The 13,788-nt window shown below is 72.5% G+C and carries 16 protein-coding genes; 9 read left to right on the top strand and 7 right to left on the bottom strand.

Annotation, left to right across the window (positions count from 1 at the left end; genetic code table 11):
* Positions 1-46 precede the first annotated feature (46 nt).
* The 5 genes from HRF36_RS08400 to HRF36_RS08380 form a co-directional block, all read right to left on the bottom strand.
* Positions 47-382, bottom strand: a complete 336-nt coding sequence (locus HRF36_RS08400; protein ID WP_173208881.1) for a hypothetical protein — start codon at positions 380-382, stop codon at positions 47-49.
* Positions 372-848 (bottom strand): flagellar export chaperone FliS, encoded by a 477-nt coding sequence (gene fliS / locus HRF36_RS08395; RefSeq protein WP_173208879.1) that lies wholly within the window; start codon positions 846-848, stop codon positions 372-374. The genes HRF36_RS08400 and fliS overlap by 11 nt, the downstream gene beginning before the upstream one ends.
* Positions 848-2,236 carry a flagellar filament capping protein FliD gene (gene fliD, locus HRF36_RS08390; RefSeq protein ID WP_173208877.1) on the bottom strand — a complete coding sequence of 463 codons (1,389 nt, stop codon included), beginning with the start codon at positions 2,234-2,236 and terminating at the stop codon, positions 848-850. The genes fliS and fliD overlap by 1 nt, the downstream gene beginning before the upstream one ends.
* A 189-nt stretch (positions 2,237-2,425) precedes the next feature.
* Complete coding sequence (locus HRF36_RS08385) at positions 2,426-3,352, bottom strand: flagellin (protein ID WP_305792163.1); 927 nt, start codon at positions 3,350-3,352, stop codon at positions 2,426-2,428.
* A gap of 115 nt (positions 3,353-3,467) precedes the next feature.
* Positions 3,468-4,289, bottom strand: a complete 822-nt coding sequence (locus tag HRF36_RS08380; protein ID WP_173208875.1) for a sigma-70 family RNA polymerase sigma factor — start codon at positions 4,287-4,289, stop codon at positions 3,468-3,470.
* 468 nt (positions 4,290-4,757) lie between these two features.
* Here HRF36_RS08380 and HRF36_RS08375 point away from each other — a divergent pair, with 468 nt between their 5' ends.
* The 8 genes from HRF36_RS08375 to HRF36_RS08340 all read left to right on the top strand — a co-directional run bounded on the left by HRF36_RS08375 (position 4,758) and on the right by HRF36_RS08340 (position 12,145).
* Positions 4,758-5,261: a flagellar protein FlgN gene (locus HRF36_RS08375; RefSeq protein WP_173208873.1), complete on the top strand. Its 504-nt coding sequence runs from the start codon at positions 4,758-4,760 to the stop codon at positions 5,259-5,261.
* Position 5,262: 1 nt separating this feature from the next.
* Complete coding sequence (gene flgK / locus HRF36_RS08370; RefSeq protein ID WP_173208871.1) at positions 5,263-6,687, top strand: flagellar hook-associated protein FlgK; 1,425 nt, start codon at positions 5,263-5,265, stop codon at positions 6,685-6,687.
* Between the two features lie 3 nt (positions 6,688-6,690).
* The gene (gene flgL / locus HRF36_RS08365; protein WP_173208869.1) at positions 6,691-7,575 is read left to right on the top strand and encodes a flagellar hook-associated protein FlgL; all 885 of its coding nucleotides are present in this window, start codon (positions 6,691-6,693) and stop codon (positions 7,573-7,575) included.
* Positions 7,572-7,976 (top strand): flagellar assembly protein FliW, encoded by a 405-nt coding sequence (locus HRF36_RS08360; RefSeq protein WP_217271092.1) that lies wholly within the window; start codon positions 7,572-7,574, stop codon positions 7,974-7,976. The genes flgL and HRF36_RS08360 overlap by 4 nt, the downstream gene beginning before the upstream one ends.
* A 140-nt stretch (positions 7,977-8,116) precedes the next feature.
* Positions 8,117-9,325: a sorbosone dehydrogenase family protein gene (locus HRF36_RS08355; protein WP_173208867.1), complete on the top strand. Its 1,209-nt coding sequence runs from the start codon at positions 8,117-8,119 to the stop codon at positions 9,323-9,325.
* A 319-nt stretch (positions 9,326-9,644) separates the two neighbouring features.
* Positions 9,645-10,871: a hypothetical protein gene (locus HRF36_RS08350; RefSeq protein WP_173208865.1), complete on the top strand. Its 1,227-nt coding sequence runs from the start codon at positions 9,645-9,647 to the stop codon at positions 10,869-10,871.
* 21 nt (positions 10,872-10,892) lie between these two features.
* Entirely contained in the window at positions 10,893-11,348 is a 456-nt protein-coding gene (locus HRF36_RS08345) for a SprT-like domain-containing protein (protein WP_173208863.1), read from the top strand.
* A 152-nt stretch (positions 11,349-11,500) separates the two neighbouring features.
* Positions 11,501-12,145 (top strand): CGNR zinc finger domain-containing protein, encoded by a 645-nt coding sequence (locus HRF36_RS08340; RefSeq protein ID WP_173208861.1) that lies wholly within the window; start codon positions 11,501-11,503, stop codon positions 12,143-12,145.
* Between the two features lie 42 nt (positions 12,146-12,187).
* On the opposite strand, the gene HRF36_RS08335 is transcribed toward HRF36_RS08340, so the two are convergent.
* A complete protein-coding gene (locus HRF36_RS08335; protein ID WP_173208859.1) occupies positions 12,188-12,493 on the bottom strand; it encodes a DUF427 domain-containing protein in 306 nt (101 codons plus the stop codon).
* 49 nt (positions 12,494-12,542) lie between these two features.
* The gene (locus HRF36_RS08330) at positions 12,543-13,184 is read right to left on the bottom strand and encodes a hypothetical protein (RefSeq protein ID WP_173208857.1); all 642 of its coding nucleotides are present in this window, start codon (positions 13,182-13,184) and stop codon (positions 12,543-12,545) included.
* A gap of 103 nt (positions 13,185-13,287) precedes the next feature.
* Here HRF36_RS08330 and HRF36_RS08325 point away from each other — a divergent pair, with 103 nt between their 5' ends.
* Positions 13,288-13,776: a hypothetical protein gene (locus HRF36_RS08325; protein WP_173208855.1), complete on the top strand. Its 489-nt coding sequence runs from the start codon at positions 13,288-13,290 to the stop codon at positions 13,774-13,776.
* Positions 13,777-13,788: the final 12 nt, after the last annotated feature.

The raw sequence follows: 13,788 nt of genomic DNA, 5'->3' as shown, positions 1-13,788 counted from the left end.
ACCTTCATAGGTGAGCGGCACGTCGTGACATCTCGGTGAGGCCTGCCTAGCCGGTGGCGTCGAGGTAGACCGGACGCGAGGGCTCGTGAGAGGCCTCGACCGTGCGGACGGCGCCGAGGTGCTGCAACACGGCGGCGCGCGCGGCCTCGAGGCGACCGATCACGCCGCGCTGGCGCTCGGCCAACGAGGAGGCGCGGGTCGCCAGGTCCTGCGGCAACGGGCCCAGCCCCGTGGGGGGCGTCCAGCGTCGCGGCTCGGTCGGCGGGGTGGCCGTATCGGCCTCGCCTGCGGGAAGAGAGGCGTCCGCCTCGGCGACCAGCGCCTCCAGCTCGTCCAGGGCCGCGCGCCAGGCGGCGTGCGTCCGGTCGGTCCTAGGCGACACCGAAGCCTCCCGCCAGGCCCGGCGCCGAGGACACCGCACCGGTCTGCAGCGAGGCCGCGGCCTCGTGCCAGGCCTGACGCAGCGGCTCGAGCAGCCCGACCACCTCGCGGGTCTGCGCGACGTCGCGGTGCACATTGGCGTTGACCAGGGCGGTCGAGGTGTACGTGTACAGGGCGAGCAGACCTTCGCCGCCGTCCCAGACGTCGATCTTGAGTGACGACGACAGCTCGGCGATGATCGCCTGGGCGTGCAGCAGCTGTTCGGAGGCGGCACCCCAGTTCGCGGCGACCTGCGCCATCTCGGCGCGCGACAGGTCGAGCATGAGGCGGTCGTAGAGCATGGTGACGAGCTGCACCGGGGTCGCCGACAGCACGGCGTCGCTCGTGTACTGGGCGCGCTGCTTCTGCACGACGGCCGAGGGGCCGGCCGAGGCCGCGGCGAAGGCGGCGAACGAGGTGGCGTCCATCAGTTACTGCTCGACGAGAGGGTGGCGAGCTGGCTCGAGATGTAGTTCTGCTGCGCGGTCAGGGCACTCAGCGAGGTCTCGAGGGCCGAGTAGGTCTTCTGCAGGCTCGCGCGGCGTGCGGAGAGGCGATCGTCCCAATCGCTGACGCGGTTGTTGAGGTCCTTCACGACCGATTGCTGCCCCGTGATGACCTTGGTCAACGATCCGTCGAACTTGTCCGACACGGCGGTCGACGTCGAGGCGACCCGGGCGGCGATGGCGCTCATGGTCGCCTGCACCTTGGCGGGGTCGGCGGCGAGGGCGGCGGCGAACTTCGTGGCGTCGACGGCGAACTGGCCGGTCTTGGCGTCGATCGAGATGCCGATGGCACTCGGCGACTGCCCGCCGACCGGGCTGAGCACGGCGTCGGTCAGCCGCTGTGTGATGCCGCGCGTGGTCGAGTTGCCGCCGAAGACGCCGGCGGCGACCGTGCTCACGCCCGAGGAGTTGGTCGTGGTGCTGGCGGCGCTCTTGCTGCTGATCAGGCTCAAGGCCCCGTTGACGCCCGCGATCAGGTCGGTCGCGACCTTGGTGGCGGCGGTCGCGTCCCGCGTGATCGAGACGTGCGCCGGCTCGGTGGTCACGGCCGAGACGGTGACCGAGACGCCGGGGATGACGTCGGTGAACGTGTTGCTCGCGCTCGTGACGACCTGCTCGGCCGCCGTCCCCGCCCAGAGGGTGATCGACGCGTCGCGGGCCTGCGAGATCACGGCGGCGCCGGGCTGCGAGATGAGGTCGGGGGCGGTGCCCGCGTCGACGTCGGCGGCGGTCCCGCGACGGACGTCGAAGCCGCCGGCCTCGCCGCTCGTCGTACTCGACAACTGCAGGCGGTACTGGACGGCCCCGGAGGCGTCCTTGCCGGAGGCGACCTTGACGGCCGAGACGCCGGCGGCCGAGGCGTTGACGGCCTTGACGACGTCGTCGAGGGACGAGGAGGCGGCGGTCACCTCGGTCTTCGTGCCGGCGGCCGAGACGAAGGTGAGGGTCGCGGGCGAGTCGGGCCAGGCCGTCATCGCCGCGGTGACCGCGGTCTTGGACGACGCGGTCGCTCCGACCACGAGGTCGATCGAGCCGGAGACGGCCCCGGCCGCGGTGGTGACCGTCACGGCCGTCGAGCTGCTGGTCGGCGTGAAGAGGGAGAGCGAGCCCGCCTTGGCGGTCGAGGTCGCGAGGGTCGCCAGGTCGGCGATCCTGGTGTTGAGGCCCTGCAGGGCCGTGACGAGCGTCTGCCCGGCCGTGGCCTTGTTCTTCAGGATCGTCTGGGGCACGGCCTCGGACTGCATCAACGTGTTGATGAGCGTGGTCGTGTCGAGCCCGCTGACGAGGCCGTCGATGCCGAGCGAGGCCATCTGGTGCTCCTGTCGAGGTGGGGTGTCCGGGATCGGACCGTGGGGCAGATCGAAGTAGGGGGGACGTGCTGAGACCGGGTGGCCCGACGGTGCAGGATCAGCTGCACCGTCGAGACCACCCGGTCTCGAACCGCGGTGAGGCGATGTGTCAGGCCCGAGCTGGGAGCACGGGACCCTCCTCGGCTACGACTAGCGGAGGAGCGACAGCACGCCCTGGGTGCTCTGGTTCGCCTGGGCGAGCATCGCGGTGCCGGCCTGGCTGAGCACGTTCGAGCGGGTGTACTTGACCATCTCTTCGGCCATGTCCACGTCGCGGATGCGCGACTGAGCCGCCGAGAGGTTCTCCTTCGCGACGTTGGTCGACGCGATGGAGTGCTCGAAGCGGTTCTGCACGGCACCCAGCTCGGAACGAGCCGACGAGACCTTGGCGATCTGCGCGTCGATCGCGGCGATCGAGTCGAGGGCGTCGGCGGCCGTGTCGAACTTCAGTGCACCGGAGCGGACTCCAGGCCCGGCAGGCGTGCCCGGCGTGACGACACCGGTGTCGGGGTCGGTCGTGTCGGGCGTCCCCGGCGTGCCTGCTGCGACGGTGCCACCGATGGCCGTGGCGACGGCGCTGACATCGATCAGCTTGACGTCGATCTGGTCGTTGGCGGCCGTGCTGCCCGCGCCGACCTGGAAGGTCAGGCTCTTGTCCTTGCTGAGCAGCTCGATGCCGTTGAAGTTGGTCGAGCCCGAGATGCGGGTGAGCTCGTCCGACAGGGCCGTGACCTCGGTGGTGATCGCCTTGCGGGCGTCGGCGTTGTTCGAGTCGTTGCCCGCCTGGACGGCGAGGTCGCGGACACGCTGGAGGATCGAGTGGACCTCCGTCAGGCCGCCTTCTGCGGTCTGGACGACCGAGATGCCGTCCTGGGCGTTGCGAGCGGCCACCGTCAGACCGCCGACCTGCGAACGCAGGCCCTCGGAGATCGAGAGGCCGGCCGCGTCGTCAGCGGCACGGTTGATGCGGAGGCCCGACGAGAGCTTCTCGAGGCTCTTCGACAGGTCGTTCTGCGTGGCGTTCAGGTTGCGGTACGTGTTGTTGGCCGCGAGGTTGGTGTTGATCTGCATACCCATGGTGTTCTCCTCCGTGACTGGGTGGTGTTCGTCTGCCCATCCGTGGGCTGACACCGGCTACTGTCGGCCGGTCGACCGCGACTGTTAGTCAGCCGCAGAAGTTTTTCTGACGGCCTCAGACCGCGGTGCTGATCGCGGCCGCGTCGGGCTCGCGCATGGCACGGGCGATGCCCACGGCGGCGTTCGTCGCGACACGCGACAGGTAGGCACTGCGGCGAGCCGGAGCGGTCTTCGAGACCGGCGTGAACTCGGCGTCGGGATCGTCGGCGTAGTGCGACTCGAGGGCGTCGCGCAGCAGGCGGACGGCCTCGGTGCGCTGCTGCGACACCGCCGAGTGGGTGATGCCGAGTTCGTCGGCGATCTCGGTGACCGTGCGGTCGCCGAAATAGACACCCTCGACGATCAGGCGCATGCGCTCGGGCAGGGCCTCGACGGCGGCGGCGACGTAGCGGCTGCGCTCGGAGACCAGCAGGTTCTCCTCGGGCAGCGGCAGGTCGGCGGCGAGGTGGTCGGCGACGGTGTCGTCGAGGGCCGAGACCGTCCGCGCGGCGTCGGTCAGGGCGCCGGCGGCCGTCTGGCGGTCGACGCCGAGGGCACCGGCGATCTCGTCGACGCTCGGGGCGCGCCCCAGGGTCGCGGTGAGCGCCTCCTGCACGGCCAGGGTCTCCTTGATGCGCTTGCGGGTACCGCGGCTGGCCCAGTCGCCCGAGCGCATGTCGTCGGCGAACGCGCCGACGATGCGGGTGCGGGCGTAGGCGCCGAACGGGATGCCGAGGGTGGGGTCGAAGGCGTCGGCGGCCTGCACCAGGGCGACGGCACCGACCGAGGCGAGGTCGTCGCGCGACAGGTGGGTTGCGCGGGCGCACACCTCCGAGACGAGGTAGCCGACCAGCGGCAGGTTCTCCACCACCATGGCGTTGCGTTCGGTGCGGTTCATCGCGACTCCCAGTGCGAAGGGGACCTCTCGGGTCCGGTGACGGTGACTCCGGGCGCGACGAACGGCCCTCTGATCAGGGCACGTCGACAGGGATCGCCGAGGAGGCGCGGGTCACCGTGTGAGAGGACGGCGGGACCGCGGATGGTGCGGTGCGACCGACCCGACCGGGCCCGTCGCTGCTCTGCAACGCTATCGAGCAGGAGGGGGGCGGCGGCAGACCGGGACTGCCCCCAGTGCGGGGGAACGCCCGTCATCTCTTCGGGGGACACGTCCCCTACCCCCACCCCCGTACTGGGTCGGAACGCCCCTTCCGTCGAGCGGTGGTTTGAGGCTATGCGTCCTCACGAGGACGGTCGGCGCGGACGCTAACGCACGGCGCTCCTCCGCCGATAGTCACCGGTGCAGAGGACGTCCGGCACTCCTCGCCGACGACCGACGAACCCGACGTACCCGACCGAGGAGGCCCCCATGGGCGCGAACGAACTCTCCGCGCTGCTCTGGCGAGAGCGCGAGCTGCTCGAGCTGTTGACCTTCAAGCTCGAGGAGGAGCAGCTGCTGCTCACCGCGGGCCGCAGCCGCTGGGTCGACCACGCGACGCGTGAGGTCGAGCAGGTGCTCGGTCGCCTGCGATCAGCGGGCCTGGAGCGCAGCGTCGAGGTGTCGGCCGTCGCCCGCGAGTGGGGCATCGACGACGAGGCGCCCCTGCGCGAGATCATCACCGCGGCCCCGTCCGGCCCGTGGGGCGAGATCTTCACCGCCCATCTGCGCGCCATGACCGAACTGACCGGCCGCATCGCCCAGCTCCGCGACGAGAACGAGCGCTTCCTCCGGGCCGCCGCCCGCGCCACCCAGGAGACCCTGGCCACCGCGTCGACCGGCCCCGCGACCGCGACCTACGACGCGACCGGCCGGACCGGTCACGCGAACTCGACCAGCGCCTCCGGCGGTCACCTCTTCGACGGGCGGCTCTGACGTGGCCAGCACCTTCGGCAGCCTGAACACGGCCTACCGAGGACTGGCAGCGGCCCGGACAGGGCTCGACGTGGTCGGCCAGAACATCGCCAACGTCAACACCGACGGCTACACACGTCAACGGGTCACCCAGTCCTCGATCGAGGCGGCGGCCCGTGTGGGCCTGTTCTCGACCGGCGTCCAGCCCGGACAGGGCGTGTCGGTCGACGGCATCGCCCGCATCGGCGACCGGTTCGCGGACGCGCAGGTGCGCGGTGCCGCGGGGGCCGCCGGCTACCAGGGCGTCCGCGCCTCGGTCACGGCCGCCCTCGAATCGTCACTGAACGAGCCGAGCACCACCGGACTCTCGGCACAGCTCACGAGGTTCTGGTCGGCGTGGCAGGACGTCTCGAACGACCCCTCGGCAGCGGCCCCCGCCGCCGTGCTGCTCGGGCAGGCGCAGACCATCGCGGGCACCCTCGCGAGCGGCTACAAGGCCGTGGACGACCAGTGGACCGCCCAGCGGCAGCAGCTCGACGGCCTCGCCTCGCAGCTCAACTCGGCCGCGACCCAGGTCGCCGACCTCAACGTGCGCATCCGCACGGCGCAGCAGCAGGGTGTCAGCACCAACGAGCTGGTGGACGCCCGCGCGGTGCTGACCGAGAAGATCGCGACGCTCGCCGGAGGCACGGTGCGCGACAACGCGGACGGCACGGTCGACGTGATCGTCGGCGGCAACGCGCTCGTGTCGGGCGACTCGGCCCGGCAGGTGAAGGTGACCGGCGACTACACCCTGGCCACCGCCTCCTCGGGGGTCTCGCTCGAATGGACCCACCGTGCGGGCGACCCCGTCGCGCTCGACGGCGGCAGCATCGCCGGCTCGCTGTCGGTCCTCGCGCCGGCTGCATCCGGTGGCGCCGGCGGCGTCCTCGCCGAAGCAGCCGCGAGCTACGACGCCCTGGCCACCCAGCTCGCGACCCAGGTCAACGCCGTCCACGCGACCGGGACCACGGCGGACGGCACCACCGGTCACGCGTTCTTCTCGTTCACCGCCGGCGTCCCTGCGGCCCGCGGCCTGACCGTCGTCCCGACGAGCGCCGCCACGATCGCCTCGGGCAACGGGACCGGCGGCGCCCTCGACGGGTCGGTCGCCCGGTCCATCGGTCAGATCGGCCTGTCGACCGGCTCGCCCGACCGTGCCTGGGGCTCGATCGTCAGCACGATCGGCGCCGTCGCGCAGACCGAGGCCGACCGCTCGACGCTCACCGATCTGTCGGCCACGTCGGCCAAGAACCGCCAGCTCTCGACGGCCGGGGTCAGCCTCGACGAGGAGAACGTCAACCTGCTCACCTATCAGCACGCCTACCAGGGCGCCGCCCGCGTCATGACCGCGATCGACGAGATGCTCGACACGTTGATCAACGGCATGGGACGGGTCGGGAGGTAACCGATGATCACCCGCACCACGAACCAGATGGCGATGCTCACCGCGCAACGCAACCTGCAGACCAGCTCGTACCGGGTCGACCAGGCCCAGCAGCGGGCGTCGACCCTCGACAAGATCTCGAAGCCGTCGGACGATCCGGCCGGCACCGCGGACGCCCTGCGGGTCAAGGCCGAGCAGGCCGCCAACGTGCAGTTCTCCCGCAACGTCGGCGACGGCGACGGGTGGCTCTCGCTCGCCGACGCGGCCCTGTCGTCCACCGACGACGTGCTCAAGAAAGTGCGCGACCTCACGGTGCAGGGAGCCAACACCGGCGCGCTGTCGCAACCCGCCCTCGACGCCATCGCGACCGAGATCGACGGCCTGAAGGCCGACCTGCTCGCCGTCGCCAACACCTCGTACAACGGCCGCAGCGTCTTCGCGGGGACGTCGGACGCGGGCGTCGCGTTCCGCCCCGACTTCAGCTACACCGGCACCCCGGGATCCTCCGTCACCCGCCAGATCGGTGCCGAGACCAGCGTGCGCGTCGACGCCGACGGCGCCACCGCCTTCGGCAGCGGCGCCGACTCGGTCTTCAGCATGCTCGACCGCATCAGCAGCGACCTGCGGGGCGGGGTCAACGTCGGCGCGCGGCTCACCGAGGTCGACGCCCGGCTGACGGCCGTGCGCGGCGTACAGTCCGACATCGGGGCACGACAGTCCCAGATCCTGAGAGCCGAGGACACCCTCTTGGACACCAAGACCACGCTCGAGGCGCAGCGCGCCGGCATCATGGACCTCGATCTCGGCCAGGCCGTGCTCGACCTGCAGATGCAGAACACCTCGTACCAGGCGGCCCTCGCGGTCACCGCCAAGGTGCTGCAGCCGACGTTGATGGACTTCCTCCGATGAGCGCCCAGGCCGCCCGCGACGTCGTGGGCTCCGTGGTGTCGTTCGTCGCGCCTCCGTTCGGTCTCGAGCCGCTCGTCGCCTTCTCGCTCGAACGTGTCGAGGGGGCCGAGGGCCTCTACGCCCTGCGTTCGACCGACTCGGACGTGCGCCTGTTCGTGCTCGACGCGGCGGTGCACCTGCCGGACTACTCGCCCGTCGTCAGCGACGAGCAGACGCTCGCCCTCGACCTGCAGGACGCCGCCGAGGCCCTGCTGCTCGTCGTCGCGACGCCCGCCTCGACCGGCATGACCGTCAACCTGCTGGCACCCATCGTGGTCAATGTGCGCACCGGGGCGGGTGCCCAGCTGATCCTCGAGGGCCAGGACTGGCCTCTGCGTGCGGAGCTGAGCCCGCGCTCGTAGACCCGCCTCGCGACCGGGCACCGGCTGGGACGGTGGCTCGGCCGGTGGCTGGGCACCGGCTGCGAAGGCGGTGACGGTGTGGTGACGACGGATGCGGGCGTGGCGGGCATCGGCTTTCCTGGGATGTAGGAGGCGCGACCATGATCACGACACCACGCACCACACGGCACCGGCTCGCCGTCGGCACGATGGCGGCGGTCACCGCCGTCCTGCTGGTCGGCTGCACCGCCGGGGCCGACGCCACGGCTTCGGGTGGCCAGGCCGCCACCCGCCCGGCGTCCGAGGCCCCGACCGATCCGACCGCCGACGCCGGCCCGGGACCAGTCGCCCCGACGACCGACACGACCGCCGTCACCGTCGCGGCCGACGCCGAACCGACCGACGTCGCCACGGGGCTCGACGCCCCCTGGTCGGTCGTCCGTCTCGACACCGGCTCGTCGTTCGTCAGCCTGCGCGACACCGGCACCGTGCTCGAGCTGCTCGCCGACGGCAGCACACGAGAGGCCGGCACGATCGGCGGGGTCGTGCACGAGGGCGAGGGCGGGCTGCTCGGCCTGGCCGTGCTCGCCGGGTCGCCGTCGTACCTCTACGCCTACGCCACGACCGCCGACGACAACCGTGTGGTGCGTGCGCCGATCACGGGCGAGGCCGGCTCGTACGGCCTGGGCGAGCAAGACGCCGTGATCACGGGCATCCCCAAGGCGAGCAACCACGACGGCGGGCGCCTCGCGTTCGGCCCCGACGGGCTGCTGTACGTGACGACGGGCGACGCGAACCAGCGCCCGAACGCGCAGGACCCGGGCTCGCTCGGCGGCAAGGTGTTGCGCGCGACGGAGGTCGGCGGCGTGCCCGACGACAACCCGTCGCCCGACTCGCTCGTCTACACCCTCGGCCACCGCAACCCGCAGGGCATCGCCTGGGACGCGACCGGCGTCGCCTGGGCCGCCGAGTTCGGCCAGAACACCTACGACGAGCTGAACGCCCTCGAACCCGGAGCGAACTACGGCTGGCCCGAGGTCGAGGGTCGGGGCGAGACCGCGGGATTCACGAACCCGGTGCTGCAGTGGTCGACCGACGACGCGAGCCCGAGCGGCCTCGCGGCGGTCGGCACGACGCTGTACCTGGCCGGGCTCGGCGGCGAGAAGCTCTTCGAGATCCAGGTCGCGCCCGACTCCGAGGCCGTGCCGACCGAGCTCTTCGCCGGTTCGGCGTCGCTCGGCCGCATCCGCGACGTGCTGCCCGGTCCCGACGGCACCCTCTGGCTCGTGACGAACAACGCGGACGGGCGCGGCACGCCGAGCGCCGGCGACGACCGCATCGTCAGCGTCCCCCTCACCGCCGCCCCCTGACCCGGCCCCACTGCGCGCGCCTCCCGGCCGCGCCCGCCCCTCTCCAGGAGTTCGTCCCTGTGCAAATCGCGACAGCCGTAGGGCGACACGCCGCCCGGCCGGCACCATCTCGTGGCGGAATGCGCTCACTGGTCGGGATTTGCCCAGAACCCGAGGAGGCGCGGGTCGGGTTCGGCACGCGACCCGAGGAGGCGCGGGTCGGGTTCGGCACGCGACCCGAGGAGGCGCGGGTCGGGTCGGGCAGGTCGGCTCCGACACGTGCTCACACGCTGCGCGCCGCGCGGCCTGTTCGGGGGCCGGGCGGTTACCCTCGTACTCGATGAGCCAGCACGACCGACCCGACACGACAGCACCCGGCAGCGCCCGCCCCCAGACCGTGCCGCCGGGGCTCGCCGCGCCCGTCGTGCGCGGCATCGGCGGTGCCGGTGGCTTCGACCCCATCAGCCTGCGCACGGCCGTCGACGTGCCCGCCGCCGAGGCCCGCCTCGCCGCGCTCGGCCAAAGCCGCAGCACCGCGGCCCTCGGTGAGCGCGCCGATCTGCTCCGCCTGCTCGGCCGCCTCGACGAAGCCCTCGCCATCGCCGAAGAGGCTTTCCGCCTGGCGCACTTCACCGGCGACCGGGCCGACTCGACGGCCGCCCGCATCCGACGCGCCCACATCTTCCGCGAGCAGGGCAAGCTCGACCGCGCGCTGAACGACCTGCACACGAGCCGCATCACCGCGGCCACGGAGGAGTGGCGCGAGCTCGAGGCCGCGGCCGCCGAGCTCGAGGGCTACACGCTCTACGACCTGGGTCGCAACGAAGAAGCGCGCGAGACCCTGGCCAAGGCGCTCGAGGCGTACGAGGCGTCGGGCGCTCCGCGGGATCGGACGAACGGGCTGCGCGTCGCGATCGAGGGAGTCATGCGCGCCTACCTCAGCGACACCGGCCCGCAGCCGCGGCTCGACGCTCCCGCCGCGGGAGACACGAATCCCGTGCCGCTGCAGTCCCTGGCCCCGGCCTCCCCGGTCTCGGCCCCCGCGTCCCCGGTCTCGGCCCCGGCCCGGACCGAGGTCCCCCGGTTCGACGGTATCGCCTCGCTCTACGGCGGCTCACCGGCACCGGCGTCCGCACCCACCCCAGGCGCACAGCCGCCCGTCGCGGCCACGACGTCCGACGTCGAGGCCGACGAGGGCACCGTGCCGACCCGTCAGCCCATCGACGCCGCACGCACGGCCGCCATCAGCTTCGACCCCGAGTCCATGCCCGACGAGGCCGCGGCCTCACCGGTGGCCCAGGCCGCTGCCGCCCGGGCCGAGAAGGTCGCCGCCTCGGCCCCGTCCGCGCCACGCGACGGAGGACTCTGGGGCAAGATCAGCCACCTCGCCGAACGTGCCGCGGGTCACCGTGACCGCGACTCCGACGAGTTCGACGCCGAGCGGCGGGGCGACGACGCGGACCGCGTCACCGACCGGCCCCGCACGGGCGGCACCGGCGTGACCGGGGTCGTGGACGGACTCCCCCGCGACGACGAGCCCACCACCTGGCCGTTCCCCCGGCGCTGACCCGCGCCTCCTGACCTCGACGTGGCCGACCTCGACCGGGTGCGGCGCTGGGCCGCCGCGCTCATCGACCTGCACCTCGACCCCGCCGTGTGGACCTTCGGCTTCGACAACGCCAAGACCCGCGCAGGCCTCTGCAACTACACGACCAAGCGCATCACGGTCTCACGGCACCTCGCCGGGCGTTACGACGACGACGAGATCCACCAGGTGCTGCTGCACGAGGTCGCCCACGCCCTCGCCGGCTCACGCGCGGGCCACGGCCCGAGGTGGAAGGCCGTGGCGACCGATCTGGGCTACGTCGGTTCACGCCTGCACGACGGAGCCATCGCCAGCGAACTCGCCCCGTGGGTCGGGGTCTGCCCGGCGGGGCACGAGCACTACCGCTACCGGCAGCCGGCGCGGCTGCTCGCCTGCGGGCGGTGCTCGCGACGCTACGACCCGGCCCACCTGATCACCTGGACGAAGCGCGAGGTCTGACGCCGCTCCTCCCGGGCCGGTCCCTCGGCGAGCTGTCATGACCTGCCGCTCATCTTCAGAGGTGAGCGGCACGTCGTGTCATCTCGCCGGCGGGCCGTAGCGCCCCAGGGGCAGGAAAGCCCAGGAGGCGCGTAACCGGTTAGGGTGGTCAGGTGCAGACCGGACAGTGGCTCAGATCCGACACCGACACCCGGTGGTTCTTCGACTCGGGCGCCCTCAGCCTCGACTTCGCCTACCTCGGCGGCTTCCGCGCCGGGTCGCGCTTCGGCCCGGAGTCGGGCCTCGACCTGCCTGCCGACGGGTCCACACCGTGGGACGGTCTGCTGCTGCCCGCCGACCTCGACGACTGGATCGGCGAACGGTTCGAGGGCATCGCAGGCTCGGCGGGCGACCGCGAACTCGCCGACGCGCGCGGCCTGCGCGACTCGATCGCCCGTCTGGCCGTGGCCGCCGCCGACGGCACCTCGACGGACCCCGACGACGTCGACACGCTCAACCTGTTCGCGGCGTTGCCCGACGTCCCTCCGTCGCTCGAGGGCGGTCGGCGTCAGGCCGGCGCGGGCCGCCTGCGGCTGGGGCAGGCGATGGCGTCCGTGGCCCGCGACGCGGTGACCCTCTTCACGACCGTGGGCTTCGTCGGCGGACCCGACTCGCGCCTCCGTCGGTGCACGAACGAGGCCTGCGGGCTGGTCTTCTTCGACGAGTCACGGGCGGGCAGTCGCCGGTGGTGCTCGATGCAGCGCTGCGGCAACCGGGCCAAGGTACGCGCCCACCGGGCCCGCGCCTCCCGGGGCTGAGCCGGCGCGCCCCTAAAGGGCGTCGACTCGAGCGCGTGGGCGTCAGTCGACGACCGAGACGTCCTTCCAGAAGGCGACGTAGCCCGAGTAGTCCTTGCCGACGCGCTCGAACGAGGTCGGGATCGGCGTCGGGTAGCTCCAGGCGCGATCCTGCAGCAGGTCGTCGCCCGAGGTCACGCTGAAGTACTGGGTGTCGCCCTTCCACGGGCAGTGGTACTGGGTGGGGCTCTCGGTCAGCAGATCCGAGTTCACGCTCGCGGGCGGGAAGTACCAGTTGCCCTCGATCGAGATCAGCTCGTCTTTCGGGGCCTCGGCGACGACGGTTCCGTCGGTGAGCACTGCCTTCATGGTTCCTCCTGCGGTCGGGGGCGACGTCCTGGTCGCTCTCGCTGCAACGCTACGCCGAGTGGGTGAATTCCTCGGCGGAACCCGCTCGGACCACGACCGCGACCGCACCCGAGGACGAGGAGGCGCGGGCCGCGTCGACGACGCCACCCCGGTCGGTCGCGGTCAGCTCGGTCGCCGAGGCCGAGGCCGTCAGCAGGTGCGCCGAGGCCCGGGCGAGCGCCCCGGCGGCGGCGCACGTGACGGCCGCCTCGGGTGACGAGAAGTCGATGCCGACCGCGGCGAGCGCGTCCACCACCGCCCCGGCGGCGAGCTGGTCCTCGACGGCCGGTCGGAAGCCGTCCGGCTCGACGGCCCCGGCGGCGACGATCGCGACGAGGGCGCGGTCGCCCTGTCGGGCCTGGCGATCGACCACGTGCCGAGCGACGTCGTCGGCCGCCCCGGCACCGGTCACGAGCAGGACGTCCGCACGGCGCACGCGGGTGCCGTCGCCGGAGCCGGCGACCGGAACCCCGGCATCGGCACGGTCCACGGCCTCGGTGATGACGCGGACGGTCTCGTCTCGCGTCAGCCTGCCGTGCCCGTCGAGCACGTCGACCACGACGACGACGTGCGCGCCGGGTGCGATGCGGGCGGCGCCGGCCACCCCGTGGTCGAACCTCACCTGGTACTTCTGCTGGCCGTGCGAGCTCATCGGACCAGCGTAGGCAGCCCACGTGGGTCGCCGCACGTGCGTGACGCGACGTGACGCAGCGGGCAGGGCGGACCCGGTCAGCCTCCGGGAGTTGGATCGACACATGCACGTGCAGCTCAAGCTCCGCCTCGCCTGCCCCGTCGACGTCGCGACCGACGCCCTGCGTGACCCCCGGGTGATGGTCGCCGTGACGAAGCCTCTGGTCGTCTACCGATCCGAGTCACCCTCGGGCTTCCCCGACCGCTGGACCGAGGAGGCGCACCCGGTGTCGGCGAGCATCCTCGGCGTCCTGCCGCTCGGCAGCACGCACGTCGACCTCGACTGGCACGAGCGCGACGGTGCGTGGATCCAGCGCGACACCGGACGCGGCACGAGTGGGCAGTTCGCCCGCATGCGCATCAACCACCGGATGGCCGTCGTGCCGGACGGCCCGGGCCACACGCTGCTGCGCGACCGACTCGAGTTCCACGCCGGACCGCTGGGCCTGCTGCTGTGGCCCGGGCTCTGGGCGACCTGGCAATGGCGCGCCCTGCGCATGAAGGCGCTCGCGCCGACCTGGCGCGGGGTGTCCTCTCACCCGAAGCACGCCTGACCACGGGGCGAC

The organism is Frigoribacterium sp. VKM Ac-2836 (assembly GCF_013248995.1).
Taxonomy (GTDB): Bacteria; Actinomycetota; Actinomycetes; order Actinomycetales; family Microbacteriaceae; genus Frigoribacterium.
Note: the sequence above shows the minus strand (reverse complement) of the source record. Positions and strands in the feature narration are given on the sequence as shown.

What these genes read in the sequence shown, in the direction of transcription:
- fliS (WP_173208879.1), bottom strand. Translation starts at nt 848, where the DNA reads ATGGACGCCACCTCGTTCGCCGCCTTCGCCGCGGCCTCGGCCGGCCCC.
- fliD (WP_173208877.1), bottom strand. Translation starts at nt 2,236, where the DNA reads ATGGCCTCGCTCGGCATCGACGGCCTCGTCAGCGGGCTCGACACGACC.
- HRF36_RS08385 (WP_305792163.1), bottom strand. Translation starts at nt 3,352, where the DNA reads ATGGGTATGCAGATCAACACCAACCTCGCGGCCAACAACACGTACCGC.
- HRF36_RS08380 (WP_173208875.1), bottom strand. Translation starts at nt 4,289, where the DNA reads ATGAACCGCACCGAACGCAACGCCATGGTGGTGGAGAACCTGCCGCTG.
- HRF36_RS08375 (WP_173208873.1), top strand. Translation starts at nt 4,758, where the DNA reads ATGGGCGCGAACGAACTCTCCGCGCTGCTCTGGCGAGAGCGCGAGCTG.
- flgL (WP_173208869.1), top strand. Translation starts at nt 6,691, where the DNA reads ATGATCACCCGCACCACGAACCAGATGGCGATGCTCACCGCGCAACGC.
- HRF36_RS08360 (WP_217271092.1), top strand. Translation starts at nt 7,572, where the DNA reads ATGAGCGCCCAGGCCGCCCGCGACGTCGTGGGCTCCGTGGTGTCGTTC.
- HRF36_RS08355 (WP_173208867.1), top strand. Translation starts at nt 8,117, where the DNA reads ATGATCACGACACCACGCACCACACGGCACCGGCTCGCCGTCGGCACG.
- HRF36_RS08350 (WP_173208865.1), top strand. Translation starts at nt 9,645, where the DNA reads ATGAGCCAGCACGACCGACCCGACACGACAGCACCCGGCAGCGCCCGC.
- HRF36_RS08335 (WP_173208859.1), bottom strand. Translation starts at nt 12,493, where the DNA reads ATGAAGGCAGTGCTCACCGACGGAACCGTCGTCGCCGAGGCCCCGAAA.
- HRF36_RS08330 (WP_173208857.1), bottom strand. Translation starts at nt 13,184, where the DNA reads ATGAGCTCGCACGGCCAGCAGAAGTACCAGGTGAGGTTCGACCACGGG.
- HRF36_RS08325 (WP_173208855.1), top strand. Translation starts at nt 13,288, where the DNA reads ATGCACGTGCAGCTCAAGCTCCGCCTCGCCTGCCCCGTCGACGTCGCG.